The organism is Acinetobacter sp. QJM3NY_42, from assembly GCF_056173745.1.
Genome location: NZ_JBWBVH010000002.1, coordinates 42,545 through 58,737 on the forward strand (window position 1 = coordinate 42,545; position 16,193 = coordinate 58,737).

Below are 16,193 nucleotides of genomic sequence, written 5' to 3' on the forward strand. Positions count from 1 at the left end.
GATGAATCTCCCTAACCTAGCTCTGAATCTTATTGAACAACCCACCTTTGAAAAAGTTCAAGCCAAAGAACTTGCGCATCCTCCGCGTATTTTGCTGTTGTATGGCTCTAATCGAGAACGCTCTTACAGTCGCCTTGCCGTTCTTGAAGCGGGTCGGATCCTGGAGCATTTTGGTGCAGAAGTCAAAATCTTTCATCCTAAAGGGCTTCCTTTGCCAGAAGATGCGGATACTGAGCATCCAAAAGTAAAAGAGCTGCATGAACTTTTAGCCTGGTCAGAAGGTATGGTCTGGTGTTCACCTGAACGCCATGGTTCTATGAGTTCCATCTTTAAATCACAAATCGACTGGATTCCACTGGCAGGGGGGGCAATCCGTGCCACCCAAGGTAAAACCCTTGCCTTGATGCAGGTCAGTGGTGGATCACAGTCATTTAACAGCCTGAACCAGATGCGTATTTTAGGTCGTTGGATGCGGATGATCACCATTCCAAATCAGTCCTCAATTCCAAAAGCGTTCTTGGAATTTGAGGAAGACGGAAGAATGAAGCCTTCAGCTTTCTATGACCGGATTGTGGATGTGATGGAAGAGTTATTTAAGTTCACGTTGCTGACACGTGGTCAAAGCAAATACCTGACAGATCGTTATTCAGAACGCAAGGAATCGGCTGAAGAGCTGTCCAAGCGTGTGAATCAGCGCAGTTTGTAAATGCTAGGTGATATTAAATGCAAAAGAGACATTCTAAATTAATCATTCTTGGCTCAGGCCCTGCGGGGTATAGCGCTGCGGTATATGCGGCACGAGCTAATCTTAAACCCACTTTAATTGCAGGCTTACAATTGGGTGGTCAATTAACCACGACTACTGAAGTCGATAATTGGCCGGGTGATCCAGAAGGATTGACGGGACCAGCACTCATGGAACGTATGCAAGCACATGCGGAACGTTTTGGCACCGAAATCGTCTATGATCACATTAATGAAGTGGATTTAAGTGTTCGTCCATTCGTGCTGAAAGGCGATATGGAAGAGTTCACCTGTGATGCCCTGATTATTGCCACAGGTGCAACGGCACAATACTTGGGTCTTGAGTCTGAAGCTCAATTCATGGGGCAGGGTGTAAGCGCATGTGCGACTTGTGACGGTTTCTTCTATAAGAACCAGAAGGTCATGGTTGTAGGCGGTGGTAACACCGCGGTTGAAGAAGCACTTTATCTTTCCAACATTGCTTCGCACGTGACTTTGGTGCATCGTCGAGATTCATTGCGTTCTGAAAAAATTCTGCAAGATCATCTTTTTGAGAAACAGAAAGAAGGCAAAATTAGCATCCTTTGGAACAATCAAGTTGATGAAGTGTTAGGCGATAACACCGGGGTAACTGGAGTGTGCTTAAAATCAACTGTAGATGGGTTGACGCAAGATGTTGAGGTACAGGGTTTATTCGTGGCAATTGGTCACAAACCAAATACTGAGATGTTTGCAGAGCAGCTTGAGTTACGCGATGGCTATATTCAGGTTCAAAGCGGAACAGCGGGGAATGCCACTGCTACTTCAGTGCCAGGTGTATTCGCTGCCGGTGATGTGGCTGATTCAGTTTATCGCCAAGCGATTACTTCAGCAGGCTCCGGTTGTATGGCTGCATTAGATGCTGAAAAATATCTTGATAGTTTAAGTTGATTTTGATGTTGTCTTAAAAATATAGTGAATATTGTAAAAGCCCAGTCTTCAGGATTGGGTTTTTATATTAAAGAAAAAATAAAAGGGGAAAAGGCTTTGAATCAGAAACAGACGGAAACTGATGTCATCATTATCGGTGGTGGACAGGCAGCTTTATCTACAGCTTATTTTTTAAAGCGAAAAAAAATACCATTTATTATTTTAGATGATCAAAATCAAGCAGGTGGAGCCTGGTTACATGCTTGGAATTCTTTGCGTCTGTTTTCACCGAATAGCTGGAGTTCCTTACCTGGTTGGGTTATGCCGAATACAGAACAAACGTATCCGACCAAGAAAGAAGTTATTGAATACTTGCAGCAATATGAGCAGCGTTATCAATTTCCGATTATTCGTCCTGTATATGTTGATCACGTCAAAAGCGAAGGAGAAGTATTGAGTGTGCATGCAGGTGAACAGATATGGAGAGCCAAGGCTGTAATCAGTGCAACGGGCACCTGGAGTCATCCTTATATCCCATCTTACCCTGGCCAAGAAAATTTCAAAGGTCTGCAATTACACTCCGCCCATTATCAAAATGCAGAACTTTTTAAAGATAAGCACGTAATGATAGTCGGTGGTGGAAATTCTGGAGCACAAATTTTGGCTGAAGTTTCCCAAGTGGCAGACACTCTTTGGATCACGCCAACACCTCCTCAATTTTTAGCAGATGATGTTGATGGCCGTGTACTGTTTTTACGTGCGACAGAGCGTTTAAAGGCACAATTAGAAGGCCGTACAATAGATCAGCCTGTTGGCGGTCTGGGTGATATTGTCATGATTGATTCAGTCAAAGATGCACGTGCACGAGGAGTTTTACATAGTGAGCGCCCATTTTCGGCTTTTACAGAAAATGGCGTGATTTGGGAAGATGGATCTTTTCAACAGGTTAATGCAGTGATTTGGTGTACTGGATTTAAAGCGACTTTAAGCCATTTAAAGCCACTTGGAATAGTAGAGGAAAATAATACGATACTTGTTGAAGGAACACGAGCAGTCAAACAATCCAACCTATGGTTAGTAGGATATGGTGAGTGGACCGGACCTGGTTCAGCGACACTGGTGGGTGTTTCAAGGACTGCGAGAGCCACAGTGGATGAAATTGCAGCTTATTTAGATAATATTTATAATTACATCCAATGTTAAATTGCTTGCCGTAAACTAAGTGCTTTTACAACTTTGATAACAGTATCGAAACTAAGTTTAACCCTCACCGGAAAGAGCTTTGTAAAGACTTTCTCGACCTAGGCTTATCGGGCTATTTAGTGAAGTTGAAAGCTCCAAGTGCAAGTCTACAGTCTTACCTGTAAGAGAAATAATGTAACTTTAGAGTATACCCTATTTTTACATATAAAAATAACACTTCTTACTTTTATAAACAAGCTTATAAAAAGTAAGTTATCTAGAATTGGGATTAGGTAAAGAATCTAACTAAATTCATGAAATATTGAAAGAATAGTGGTCTCCGACAAACCCGGTACGGTTCAGTTTAGCAGATGTACAACTTGCGACACTCAACTGGGTAGATTGGTTCAATAAAAAGCGTGTACACAGTGCACTGGGTTATGTATCGCCTTTTGAGTTTGAAGCAATGTACTATGATAAGATTAATCCGTTAGGTCAGGTGGCCTAACTTAAATAAAAAAGTCTCCGACAAACCCGGTACGGTTCATTACTTATTTTCAGATAGCAACCAATCGAGAGCACTCATTTTTACAATACCATTATAATTTGCTTCAGCCCCTATCGTGTCTAAGGTAAGTAAATATTTGGGATACGAATCAGAAATTTTCTGTAATGGACGTAACTCTCGGCTGAGTGTCTCCTCATTGAGCGTTTCTAATGCCACTTGATAATAAGTTAAATTCTTTAAAGTATCGACAGCAACAAAATCAATTTCATATTCATCAACCCGCCCTACATAGACCGTATAACCTCGTCTGATAAGCTCAAGATAAATTACATTTTCTAAGATATGACCTTGATCAGCATTAGCATCAGGCAACATAATCCGGCGCAATCCGACATCAACTAAATAGTATTTTTCAGAGGATTGTAATAACTCACGCCCGCGTACTTTAAATTGTGCAGCACTATAAAATAACAAACTGTCCTGTAAGCCCTGAATATAGCGTTTTACTGTTTCAAATGAAATTTTAACCCCACTTGAAACAAAGGTATTTTTAATTTTATTGATGGAAATAGGTGAGCCTGTCACGCTTGCCAAATATCTTGCGACACGCTCGAGAGAGTTAATATCGGCAGTATTCAAACGGGGAATAACATCTTTAAACATTACACTGGCATAGACCGCTTGCAAGTAATCATAAGTTTCCTGCTGGCTAGTCATGGCAAGCGTATAAGGGAAACTACTGCGCGTATACATGGCATACAAATCACGATTGGATAATTGTTGGATGATCGGATTATTTTCAATATGCCACTGTTTAAATTCTTGGAATGACAAAGGTAGAACATGTTGCTCGATATAGCGTCCTGTAAGTAAAGTCGCAAGTTCTCCACTTAGAAAGAATGCGTTTGAGCCTGTAATATATAAATCGATATAATCCCGAACATATAAAGAGTCGACCACTTTCTCAAAATTTGTAACATGTTGTATTTCATCTAAAAAAACATAGTTTTTTTTACTTTTATCAACTTTGGACAATACATAATCATGTAGTTTACGGTAATCGGTGAGTTCTTCAAATTCCATAAATTCGAAGTTGATGGCAATGATGTTTTCGGCTTGTACACCCTGTGCTTTTAGGTCTTGTTGAAACATCGCCAATAAGGTGGATTTTCCAGAGCGACGTACACCTGAAAGTACTTTAATGACATCACGGTTTTGCCATGTATTCAGAAATTTTAAGTAACCATCACGTCGAATATTAGCGCTTCTCATTATTTACACTTAGAATCTAAATTTTTAATAAATTCTAGCAAATTTTAGAACTCATATGTAAATACATTTAACTTTTAAAAAAGTTTAAAGGTTAAGTGAAACATTCAAAGCTGCTGTTGAAGCATGCGGATAGTAAATGTAATAAAAATCTAGATTCTATCTTTTTTGATTATTTTCCATGTCATGTTATGTCATTGATGCTGCGACTTAACTGCTATATAAATTAAGTGAAAAGTAAATGAAACTAAGATGTTAACTAGAGTGGAACTCATTTTTGTGTTGCTGATGGTCTCAGCCTTAATACTCATTGCTTATGAATTGCTAAAAGGTTTATTTTAAAGTCACCTATACATGTTTTTGATCAAAAAAAAATGCCCATAGGGGGAATCTATAGGCAAAACTAAGGACCTTGACGGTCATTCAGAAACTACAGCTAGTTTCTGGTTGTGATTCTAAAGTGAATTAAAAACAACCACATTGGCTGAATATATAAAAAGCTAAATCATTGATAAATTTTAGAAAATTAATTTACCGCCTCTGCTGCTCAATACAGTAATTCACCAAACAAATCCGCTCTAATCTCTTCCAGGCTCAGATCTGATTTCATCCTATTACAGATGGGATGAACTAGCAGGCCATTCTCTAGAACGCCTTGCCCACCTACGGCTTTGGCAATCCTATGATCCGATTCAGTAGAATCAAGATAGATCAATCCATCACAAATGAGGCAAAAGTTATGATTACCCACCACAAAATTGTGCTTAAGCAGACTCTTGGTTAATGCCGAAAAGGCCTTTGGCTTTGACCGAGAAATTGGACTAATCGACTCCACATATCCCACCACATTCTTGACTACTACATCATCATAACCACCCAAAAACCTTTCGACATAGAACTCGTTAAAGTTTATGTACTTGAAGGCCTTAGACATGGACAGAATAAAGGTATTCAGGCATTTCTCATCATCAAAATCAACCTCCATTTCCAAGCTTAAGCAAATAAAGGCGTTATAGACAATTTGTAGCCGATCATAGCCCTTGATACCACTGCCGAACTTGCCGACCGTTTCGGTGGTCGCCACGGGGAAATTGGCGATCAAGAACTCAATACTACGGCGTACCCGGGTGAAGTCCTTGAAACTAATCTTTCGATGATGAATCTGCATGCGGCTTTCATGAATTTCATACACAATTGAAAACCATGCAAGAAAAGAAGTAATCTGAAAACGCTGATCCTTATAAAAATATAAGTATGGATGTAAGCCCAAACTCGGAACCCCAGCATTTTTTACAGGCGTCGCTATTCTGCAAAGAATGGTCAACAGATGCGACATTAGGTTTTCAACGCGCTCCCCCTGATTCAGACTCATAATATTATGAATCTGATCACCCGCAATGATATTCATCAGCTCATTGACCAAGCCAATTTTTTTGCCATGACTCATTTCATTGTCTAATAAAATGGTCGAAAAAAGTAACTGGTGGATCCTCTCCCCTAACTCAATCAACTCATTTAAACGTGTATATTGGAGCTCTTCTAGGTTAGATTTATTGTCATTGATATAACAACAGGCATAGATCGCATAATACGCGTCACTACCGCGATTTCTTAGGTGATATTCCTCATATTTATCTAAACGTTTAGTATCTGAGTTAATAGATTGAAATACCCGTCGCGCATCTTCCGGAGTCCCCAGTACCTGCCTGAAACTGATTTTAATATCTTCTAACTTCGACTTTTTTTCTGCAAATTCAGCATCAGTGCAAATTCTTTGAAAATCAGCGAGATCTCCTAAATAATTGCGGAGGTAACGAATATCTTGTTTTTGTGGATCATTGAAATTAGGTGCTTGAGGGACTTGCTCATCCGCAAAATATCTATTAATCCACGCATAGATACAGGAAAGACGATGTGCTCCATCAATAATGTAAATATTGCCGTGTATATCTTTCCAATACAAAATGCATAAATTGATGTTTTGATCTTCTGTGCAATCTTCAATAAAGTTTGCAATTTCTTGCACGCTCCAACATTCCGTAGAACGCTGGTTATCCGCCTTAAATAAACATTTGATGATTGGATGCTTTTCAAAATCAGTCAGTGCCACTTCAAAATTGTCACGCTGCATTGAAGGTGACATTTCTTCTGGCAACATGACTTTACGCTGAATAATATTGGTCAATAGTCGTGTAGAACCCATTTCTTATTTTCTCCAGGCAACACACTTTCCTACTTTCGCTCAAGTACGAAATTTGAAAATGTATATAGTTCGATTTGGTTAAAGCTGTGAATTAAATGACCGTCAATATCCAGTCAGCGCTAACAAAAGAGACCTAAGAGAAATGGGGGGATTAGATAATAAAATCTTCATGTTTAGTACCTGTAGTTTAGAGTTAACTATCTACAACCATCTTTTCCACGAGATGGAGGTAGACCAAACAGGGGTGGAAATACCGCACTACAGAAGACGGCCAGTCATAGACTGCCCTGCCTGGCCTACCATAATGGCAAACTAAGCATAATAAGCACAAAAAACCGCTAAAGCGGTTTTAATGCTTCTGTAGTAATTTTCAGGTTTCCACGCCCGATTACAGATTTTGCTGTAACGTAATTATCATATGGGTATCTTTTTCTTTGGTCAAACCAAATTAGAATTTTTTATTCATTTTTTAGTGATATTTTAAAATTGAATGCTGGCTTAATTTTTTCAAAATTTTAGCCGAAAAAATCCCTGTATTTTACCTACATACAAGGATGCGTGTTTAGCTCAAAATCTATGCTGCATACTTATAGAAGGATTACCTAAGCTAATTAATTTATCTTCTCCATTTTTTGGGATCTCATTAAAATCTAAAAATAATCATATTGGTGGACTCCCAAGCCTTTGCTTTGTAAAACAGCAGTTTTAAAAAGCAAAGGCTTGGGCTATTTTTCTGAAATATATTTGCTTAGGCTATTTAAGAATTAGCTTATAAAATCAAACCAAAAACACAACCCAGTTTTCTATGCTGTATTTAATATTATTAATCTAGCAAAATTAATTTTTTTATTTATAAAAAACAAAAACTAATTTCCCTATTTTACAGAATAAAAAAAATCAATTTATAGGGTAAATAATTTATATTAACTCACTAGTCTATAAAATTTACCTTATATATAATTTTATATTTTATAGATTAAATTTAAAAAATAATATCCGAATAAATTTACAAGAATAATAAAAAAATACAATTAAATTTAATATTATTTTCTTCTGTGAGTCATACAAAATCTTTTTATTTATTGAGTATTTTTTTTTGATAATCTCTCGTCTAGCCTATCCAGGCTATTCTCAAGAAAAAAATTATCAAAAATCAACCTCACAGAGTACACATCTCGCTCTTAGTGTCCCTTTTTTTTGACCAAAAAAAAGAGGAACCTTACATAAATAATGAAAAAATAATCAAACATGAATTACCTAAAGTTATATAGCGCTGTTTTTTATATATTTTTTTAATATAAAAAAACTGTAGCCCCCCTACTTCTCCGGTAAAACATTTTAGACCATTTTCTTTTGACCCAGGGAAGGTACTCCAAGGCATTTCATCTTAAAAAAGATACTTTGTAGTACAACTTTTTGTATCAGATGATGCTTTGAATCTGCTTTTTTATTACTAATTTTATAATATTTTATTTTAACTTCACTCCCTATTTTTTTATCAAAATCACTTGAACTTGATTTTTCTATATCTAAGTAGGATTCTACGTTCGAATATATTTTGGTAATAAACTCCACAAATGAATCGTACAATTTTAAATCTTTTTGACAGACTGCTTCAAAAACTAAAACTGATCGATCACTTTTCAATGAAATTTTATTTTCCAAAATATAATAAAAATTTTTAATTTCTTTTTGGGTAATTTCTTTGTCAATTATGAATGGATGGCATATTCCATATAAATACGACCAATTGATCATTCGCTCCCAATTTAAATCCATTTCTTGCAGATCACGCTCCTCACTTCTAGCTATTTCTTTATCTTTATAAATATAAAATTGTCTACTAATTGACTTTATTAATTTAACAAGCTGGTCTTCAGGATTTATGATCCGGTCATTTGCTTTCCATTCCTGATATGATTCTAGAAATCTTTTTGGATATAAAAAACTCATTTGTTTTTTTTCAATTTCATCTTTTTTTAAGAATTGCTTTGGATCATTATGTTTTTCAAAAACCTTTAAAAAAAACTTAGATTTTTGAAGAATGTTAAAAGCTGATTCATCCTCAGATATCTTTAAGGATTTAAATTGAGCATTAATAATTTTGCTATTTTTTAGTAATGCACCAATCAATTCAGGCTGATATTCACGTTTTGCTGTATAAAACATGTCTGCAATTAAAATATTAAGATGATGTATATAGCTACTTGCGGTTACGTTAAAGTCTTCATGCCCCATTAGATGTGCTAAACGTTGCCATACATCTGCGCTATGTAATGATGCATGATCGATATTTTGCAATATATGCTTTTTAAGCCTACCTACAAACCTAGAGTCATAGTCAGTAAAGCTACAGATAAGCTGGTGGCTGCCTTTCAATAAAATTGCTAAGTGTGATGCAGCACTATGCCTAAATGCGTGAAATGTATATGAATGATCACTTGTCCCTAATACCAGATTAAACAAGCTCCTAGTGATTTTTGATAATTGTTGATTTTCAAAGGTGAAGAGTAATGTGTTCTGTACTTGTAATTCCGCTTCGCTCAAAGAAGCAGCTAAATATTTTTTATAAAAATCACAGAACTCTTTAAATTCATTTGGATTTAAAAAATAGGATAAATCAAACTGACGATTTGCATTTTCGTTTTTAACATTACGGTGAGAGTTGGAATGAATTTTTAAAACCAGATTTTCAATATCTGAATTGGATGATTCATTTGAAGTCGTATCTTTAGGATCTGACTTTGCTTCGTAATATAAACGATTATTTTTAAGATGACTTCGAAGCTGTGCAGAGTCAAAATCATTGAGACGGATGCCTGTCACTTCATCAACACGCAAACCTAGTCTAAATGTGAGTCGATAGACCCATTGCAATGCAACTATGTCATTCCCTGAAATGCCTAAAATGTGTGGATAATTTTTCACAATTTTCATCATTAATTCAAACATCTGCGGACTAATGGTCCGTGTTTTTAAAAATTTCCCGCTGTCTCTCTGATGTTCATACAAGTACGCTACTACTGGTGCATCATGCTTGTTGACCAAATACTGATGAAATGTTTTTAACCTCGCGAAAGAATAGCCAGAGGTGTCGTGCTTTTTATTATCATTTTTCTCAGCGATTGTTTCCTGCTTTTCCTGATCTTTCATTGATTTTTCTAAAATAAGGTACTCATACATTTCTTCAAATTGTTCTTCGATGGCATTATTCAAATTTATTTGATATTCTAAAATGTAAATTAAAAAGTCAGAAACGAAGCTGTGATAATAACGTTTTATCGATGCCACCTGAAGTGATGCTTTACCAGAGCCAGAATTGTAACCTAGCTCATACTTTAACCATTGGCATATCCGTAAATGTGCAATTGCCACCACATAATCAATATATTCCCCCTCTCCAGCTTCATAGGAACGTATATCGCCCTCTGATTTATTAATACTTGCGTTCAAAGCTTCATTAAACTTGGCTAGTGTCAACTCTTTACCATCTTCACTAAATGATAAAAGCAATGATTTTATATCATTACGTTTACCCATCCGTTTATCATTATAAACTTTAACGTTCTGACCACTAGTAGAAACAGAAAGTTCTACAGTGTGATGAGTATTTTCAATTCTTTCTTGAATCGTTTTCCAGGTATCAAGCTGATGATAAATAGCTATATGCTGTTCATATATCAAAGGCGTAGTGATAATTTTGTTATTAAGTACACTTGTACTCAATAGATCTAAATTTGGAATCTCCTGCCAAAGAACATAATCAATATGCTTGAAAGCAGAAAAACGGCGTCGCTCAAACTCTTTGATAAATTGATGATCAGGAACAACATCTTTAAAATGTGCTTTTAGCCGCTTATAAAGTAAATCTTCCCGCTTAACTTTTTGATCTTGATCATCGTGTGTTTGCTGCCAAATACTAAGAGGCGATGTAAACTGTAATGCATAACCTTGGTTACCATGAAGATGCTCTCGGATACGCAAATAACAAAGCATTGAGATTGCGTTAAAATATATTTGCTGTGTTTGCCATAATTCCACATCTCCTTGGCTATCATAACGGTAGAAATTGCCATATTTTTGAGATGAGAGAGTGTATGAGAAAACGTAGGCATGATTCTTTGAACCAGAGTAAATTGGCAACAGTCCACTGTCTAGATTCATTTCAAAAATTGCATCATGAATTGCAATAAGCCGTTCAGGATGAATACATCCTTGATCGAAAATTAATGATATACATAGACATTCAAATAATATGTTTACTAAGTTTTGCTGAGCTTCAACTGTAGATTGTAAACTTATATTTTGAGTCTTTTTATTAAGAGAATAGCTCCACTTTTCATAAAATTTTTCCTTAAAATCAGCAAGAATAGCTCCATAACACAACTTGTCCTCTGTTAAAATATTATCGCGGCGCGGTAATGTTGCTATTTTCCAATCTGGTAATTTAATATCGTAAATTTTTGCATGATCTGGATTTTTTTTTTGCCACTCCTGATACTCTTGTTCACAAATAATTTTAAAGTGTTTAAAACACTCCTTGAGGTAAGAGCGGAAATATTTTTTGAGCTGGGAATGCTCACAAACTTTTATTAAAACTTGCTGATAGTTTGTAAATTTATCAGCAATTCGTTGATCAAGAAGTTTAAAATCAATCTCGACACCATTCACCTTTTTCTGAGTATATTTATGATCAATCAGCTCAGAAATTTGATTAAAAATTGCTTTTGTTTCTGTTTCAATCGCATTTTGTAATTGCTCTAGAATCTCTTGATTTAGTTCTTTGTTAATCACGCGATTTTTCCTGGGTAAACAAGTCTAGCTCCAAAATTTCTAATTTTTTCAGTAACACTTCAACCTGTTGTTGAATTTCTGTTTTGTAATGAAAAGGACTTAAGGATGAAGTATGGCCAAACCCCATGGCAATACTATCATGTGCATAAAGGGTATTATGAATATCACTGCTGAGTTCAAGATGGTTTTTGCTAAAATGCCTTGGCCAGTTTTTATAAATCTGAACTGTTTCTTTCAAGTAATGCGTCACAAAAGCTGCTGACATTGGTGCCAAAGTAAGATTGTCTGCTATTTCTATAAAGTCAACGCTATGCTTTTTGGAAGTCAGTTGAGGATGGATAAGAATACACAGCATGAATTCATTTTTTTTCCACTGCTCCTGCAAATATTTCATGCCTAATGCAGTGATTGTCTTATCTATATACTCTCTGTATGCATCGAAATGCTTTTGCCAATAACCTACTACAGGCACTAAACGACCTTCTTGTCGTGAACCAATTTTTTTGTCATGAATATAGATAAATTTTGATTTTGAATCATAATTTTTGATCAAACCTGGCATACCCATCGTGGGTCGTACCGTGAGGCAAATTAAAGACAGATGCCACATCCAAATGCTATAAGCATTTAATTTCTCAATCCGATTGGCTTCATCATTCGTTAAAGTAGTCTGTACATAAGCATAAAGATTTTTAAAAAATTGAGTTGCTGCTTTGATAGTCCAGCAACGCTGACTACCTATACGTTGTTCTCGGTCAAAGATATAACCCGGATGCTGCTCTTTTTTCCATAGATCACCTTTTTTTCGGTTTATTAAACAATCAATGTATCTTTTAAAATGTCTATTTATCTCTTCAATATTACGCCCTTCATAGGACCAATTAACCACATGATTCGTATCGTGATTTGCCATTAAGTGTGCTACGAGATCATCACCTGTCTGCATATTCAGATGGAAATATATTTGCTTTTCTAAAATTCCACATGAAATCTTGTCCAAATTATACGGTTTGAAAAGCTGCCTTAAAAAACGATTGTATTCAGGAACAGATAGTTCTTGAATAGCATTTTTTTTTAATTGAATAATCCAAGCACTAGGAATATGCCATTTATAAGTGGATGCTTTGTTATAGCGCTGTAATTTATCACTCATAATGCCCGAATGATTTACATTCAACTTTGGATCAATCACCCAATAATAAGATACTTCGATTACTTCTGTTTCTTCTGCTACTTTTGTTTTTTTTATTCTTTTTACTTTTGTTTTTTCTAATATTTTTCCTTTTTCAATCAAATTATTAATATCTTTAAAGATAGTAGGACTCAGACCAGTCAGCAGTGACATCATGCCACATAATGCCAAAGAAGATTGATCATAAAAGATTGTACTATTTTCTTTGAGCATTTTATCCTGATAACAATCGTGCAATACGTTGTATACCTGATGTAATAAACTGGGTGCTAGATAAAGTGGATTACTTACAAATGGGACTTCACGTCTCTGAATAATTTTTTTGAGCTTTTCATCGGATATCATAGAACTTGCACGCTTACTGATATCATCATGTGTAGGATCAAGAATAGTTGCTGATTTTTCATCTATCTCGACTTCTGTGTCATCATTTTCTATATAAATAGGAGATGACCCTGAGTGGTTTGTTACATCAATCTCCTTTTTTATTCTTTTTATCAAATCCTTGATACTAAGTTTCTTCGATGAATTTAATTCCCTGTTGTTAAGCTCATTACAGACAATACAAAATTGCTCAATGTAACGGTCTAAATCTAATGAGATGGAGTGCTTTTGCACCTCTTCACCAGTTAAAAATTCTTTAAAATTTCTGGTGTTAAATTCATCGATTTTTTTAATTTCATTGGTAATTTTGTCACATGGTATTTTTTTTTCCCTACGGTCTTTAAATTGGTTCTGCAGTAACAGTTTTAATGCATAACATAGTTGATTAAATTTCTTATGTACTCTTTCATCATCTACTATTCGCTTAAAATCTATCAGTTTTGTGTTTGTGATAGGCTCTTTATCTTTAGAACTAGAATTCGGTAAAATGATAAGTTCTTTGAGCATTTCACAAATTAATCCAGTCAACAGATAACCATACTGATGCCCTTCTTGTTCAATTTTAGTCCATTGAGTTAAACCAGCCAGAATTTTATGTTCCGTCACAATTCTCTTTTTTTTAATAGTAACCTGGATTTTTTCTGCAGCAGCATACAACTCATTCTTATTTTGAACGTCGAAATCTTTGAAAATAGCTTTTTTTTCACCAAGTGACTGATTTACCCACTTTTCCAATACTTTGATTTCTTCGTGTAGATCTGACAATCCATCAGTATTAGTCATACAGTTACCATAATTTTTCAGGGTAAAAATTGATTTTCAGGTTTCGTTCTAACTTGAGCTTGAAGTTTTTAGGCAAACCAAAATATTTTTTATAAGTTCTTTGAGTCAATTTTTTAACACAACGCTGCGGTTTTGACTCCACTCTCATATGTTCTGATAACTTCAGACTTAAGGCCTCGGACAATTGAATAAAAAAACAAGTAAATAGCACAGCATGCACCTCTTTATGTTGGTGCTTTTTAACCTCTTCAGTTTCTTCAGGAGCTACATCAATTGTATCGAGTAACCACTTTAAAATTTCAAATTCATCAACGTCTTGATTGTCTTTTGCTGCTTGGTCAAGCATTCTTTTGATTTCATCATCCATCTTATTTTTAAGATCCAATACAAAATCTTGAATAAAATCTGGTAAATCTAATATCAAAACGTAACTTAACTTGGTGAAAACTTCAGTTAGAACTTCAGGTGTTTTTTTTGCATGCCTAATTTTTTCTATCATGACTCTCTCAATCGATACTGGCTATACAAGCTCAATACAGTTGAAATGGTTAATTTCTAAATTTACTACTTAGGCCCAACAGAATATCTTTAGCCTAAAAATACCGATTATGATGTTATATGTTTATATCCAGCTAACACAGAACAGCTCAATGAGTTAACGTGATATATCACGTAATAACTTTACCATTTGATTTTCCAATATCAAAGTATCGCGATGTCTATATAAGGTTTATCAACAAATCAAAATATTTAAATTATTTGCCAGTAAAGTTATGAAGTTATGAAGTTATGAAGTTATGAAGTTATGAAGTTATGAAGTTATGAAGTTATGAAGTTATGAAGTTAGGTTATTTAATCTTATAGATTGAATAACCTCTTCCATTCTCTATTTTATTTAAAACTTTTATCAACGAGCTGCTTAAAATCTTCTAAATTCTGCTCTGCCAGTGACTCTAAAGCTATTCTTACAATACTAGATCTGTTAACACGAGCGTTATTACTTTTGATAATTAACTCATCAATTAATTCACTTAATTCTTGGTTTAAAGAAAAGGTACAACGAACGAATTTCTTTTGTGAAACTTCTAGATCCTTAACTCTTTTATCAGCTCCCGATATGAAATTTTCAACCAGTTTATCCTGATCTGAAAGCTCGTCAGTTTTCTTTTTTAAACCGCTAAGACCTGCCATAGTTATACTCCTAAAAACTCTTGAGCTATCCCTTCAATTTCTGCTTTTGCCTTAGGATCACTTGTTACTTCAAAAACAGATAAGCCATTTTCATCTGCATCATCATAAACATTTCGATTTGTCGTGATGTGGTCTAATGCTTTTATTCCGAACGATACACAGGCTTCTTTAGCATCTAAAATTCGCTGTACTTGTGACGGTAATGTTGGGCATTGTGTAATGATTGCTCTTGCATTCAAATCTGGATTCACTGCTCGTGCCAGTTTTAATACTTGTTCCATATGATCCAAAGTCTTTAGATCTCTACGTTTAGGCCTAAAAGGCAAGAGCATATGTGTTGCTATAGTCATAGCAGAACGTAATGCTTCCGAATCTTGTCCACCAGCATCAATGATAATATCTTCATATCTTTTTGATAAATCTTTTAAAACTTGACGAATATTGCCTGAAGCTTGTACAGATGGAATATTTTTTAAATCCTCATTCTCATCACGTTCTTTAATCCAGTCAGTTGTTGTGCCTTGAGGATCTGCATCTAGAAGCAGAACATCTCTATTCTTTTCTTGTAAATAAACTGCTAAGTTTTGGGCAAGGCAGCTTTTACCAGCTCCGCCTTTTTCACCACCTACTAAAATAATCATAAGTTATGTAAGTTACGTAATTTTGTTGAAAATAATGTACAAGTTTCAATCTCATGAATCAACTATTGTGAAAAATAAAGTTAAAAAAAAAGTTATCCACAAGTAATGTTCTTTTTTAATTTTATATATATTTTTAAATTTATATTTATAGAACCTCTGAATGCCTTATGAAGTCTAGTTTTCAGAGGTTTTATATGGACGTTTTCCTGACAATAAGTGGACACTTTCCTTTATTTAAATGGACGTTTTCCTGACAATAAATGGACGTTTTCCTTTATTTAAATGGACGTTTTCCTTTATTTAAATGGACGTTTTCCTGGCATAAATAGATCTTCCATTAATGGACATTAAGTGTTAATGTCTATTAATGGAATTTATTTCTTTAATCACAAT

At 35.1% G+C, this 16,193-nt stretch carries 10 protein-coding genes and 1 pseudogene; 4 read left to right on the forward strand and 7 right to left on the reverse strand.

What is annotated here, in order from left to right:
• Position 1: 1 nt before the first annotated feature.
• The 4 genes and pseudogenes from arsH to AC0VYT_RS14650 all read left to right on the forward strand — a co-directional run.
• On the forward strand, positions 2 to 706 hold the full coding sequence (gene arsH, locus AC0VYT_RS14635) for an arsenical resistance protein ArsH (protein ID WP_005404770.1): 705 nt from the start codon (positions 2 to 4) through the stop codon (positions 704 to 706).
• Between the two features lie 17 nt (positions 707 to 723).
• Complete coding sequence (gene trxB / locus AC0VYT_RS14640; RefSeq protein WP_005404771.1) at positions 724 to 1,674, forward strand: thioredoxin-disulfide reductase; 951 nt, start codon at positions 724 to 726, stop codon at positions 1,672 to 1,674.
• A 96-nt stretch (positions 1,675 to 1,770) separates the two neighbouring features.
• Complete coding sequence (locus tag AC0VYT_RS14645; RefSeq protein WP_171053915.1) at positions 1,771 to 2,856, forward strand: ArsO family NAD(P)H-dependent flavin-containing monooxygenase; 1,086 nt, start codon at positions 1,771 to 1,773, stop codon at positions 2,854 to 2,856.
• 343 nt (positions 2,857 to 3,199) lie between these two features.
• Positions 3,200 to 3,343 (forward strand): annotated as a pseudogene (locus AC0VYT_RS14650) (integrase core domain-containing protein); the annotation flags it as partial.
• A gap of 39 nt (positions 3,344 to 3,382) precedes the next feature.
• Here AC0VYT_RS14650 and AC0VYT_RS14655 read toward each other — a convergent pair.
• The 7 genes from AC0VYT_RS14655 to AC0VYT_RS14685 form a co-directional block, all read right to left on the reverse strand.
• Positions 3,383 to 4,615 carry an ATP-binding protein gene (locus tag AC0VYT_RS14655; RefSeq protein WP_005404772.1) on the reverse strand — a complete coding sequence of 411 codons (1,233 nt, stop codon included), beginning with the start codon at positions 4,613 to 4,615 and terminating at the stop codon, positions 3,383 to 3,385.
• A 544-nt stretch (positions 4,616 to 5,159) separates the two neighbouring features.
• Positions 5,160 to 6,815, reverse strand: a complete 1,656-nt coding sequence (locus AC0VYT_RS14660; protein ID WP_005405400.1) for an HNH endonuclease signature motif containing protein — start codon at positions 6,813 to 6,815, stop codon at positions 5,160 to 5,162.
• Positions 6,816 to 8,153: 1,338 nt separating this feature from the next.
• A complete protein-coding gene (locus AC0VYT_RS14665) occupies positions 8,154 to 11,609 on the reverse strand; it encodes a hypothetical protein (protein WP_005404746.1) in 3,456 nt (1,151 codons plus the stop codon).
• Positions 11,602 to 13,968 carry a hypothetical protein gene (locus AC0VYT_RS14670; protein ID WP_005404747.1) on the reverse strand — a complete coding sequence of 789 codons (2,367 nt, stop codon included), beginning with the start codon at positions 13,966 to 13,968 and terminating at the stop codon, positions 11,602 to 11,604. Before AC0VYT_RS14670 ends, AC0VYT_RS14665 begins: the two co-directional genes overlap by 8 nt.
• Positions 13,969 to 13,972: 4 nt before the next feature.
• On the reverse strand, positions 13,973 to 14,467 hold the full coding sequence (locus AC0VYT_RS14675) for a hypothetical protein (protein WP_034673546.1): 495 nt from the start codon (positions 14,465 to 14,467) through the stop codon (positions 13,973 to 13,975).
• 392 nt (positions 14,468 to 14,859) lie between these two features.
• The gene (locus AC0VYT_RS14680; RefSeq protein WP_004969894.1) at positions 14,860 to 15,159 is read right to left on the reverse strand and encodes a hypothetical protein; all 300 of its coding nucleotides are present in this window, start codon (positions 15,157 to 15,159) and stop codon (positions 14,860 to 14,862) included.
• A gap of 2 nt (positions 15,160 to 15,161) precedes the next feature.
• Positions 15,162 to 15,800 carry an AAA family ATPase gene (locus AC0VYT_RS14685; RefSeq protein ID WP_005404748.1) on the reverse strand — a complete coding sequence of 213 codons (639 nt, stop codon included), beginning with the start codon at positions 15,798 to 15,800 and terminating at the stop codon, positions 15,162 to 15,164.
• Positions 15,801 to 16,193 lie beyond the last annotated feature (393 nt).

What these genes read in the sequence shown, in the direction of transcription:
- arsH (WP_005404770.1), top strand. Translation starts at nt 2, where the DNA reads ATGAATCTCCCTAACCTAGCTCTGAATCTTATTGAACAACCCACCTTT.
- trxB (WP_005404771.1), top strand. Translation starts at nt 724, where the DNA reads ATGCAAAAGAGACATTCTAAATTAATCATTCTTGGCTCAGGCCCTGCG.
- AC0VYT_RS14655 (WP_005404772.1), bottom strand. Translation starts at nt 4,615, where the DNA reads ATGAGAAGCGCTAATATTCGACGTGATGGTTACTTAAAATTTCTGAAT.
- AC0VYT_RS14660 (WP_005405400.1), bottom strand. Translation starts at nt 6,815, where the DNA reads ATGGGTTCTACACGACTATTGACCAATATTATTCAGCGTAAAGTCATG.
- AC0VYT_RS14670 (WP_005404747.1), bottom strand. Translation starts at nt 13,968, where the DNA reads ATGACTAATACTGATGGATTGTCAGATCTACACGAAGAAATCAAAGTA.
- AC0VYT_RS14675 (WP_034673546.1), bottom strand. Translation starts at nt 14,467, where the DNA reads ATGATAGAAAAAATTAGGCATGCAAAAAAAACACCTGAAGTTCTAACT.
- AC0VYT_RS14680 (WP_004969894.1), bottom strand. Translation starts at nt 15,159, where the DNA reads ATGGCAGGTCTTAGCGGTTTAAAAAAGAAAACTGACGAGCTTTCAGAT.
- AC0VYT_RS14685 (WP_005404748.1), bottom strand. Translation starts at nt 15,800, where the DNA reads ATGATTATTTTAGTAGGTGGTGAAAAAGGCGGAGCTGGTAAAAGCTGC.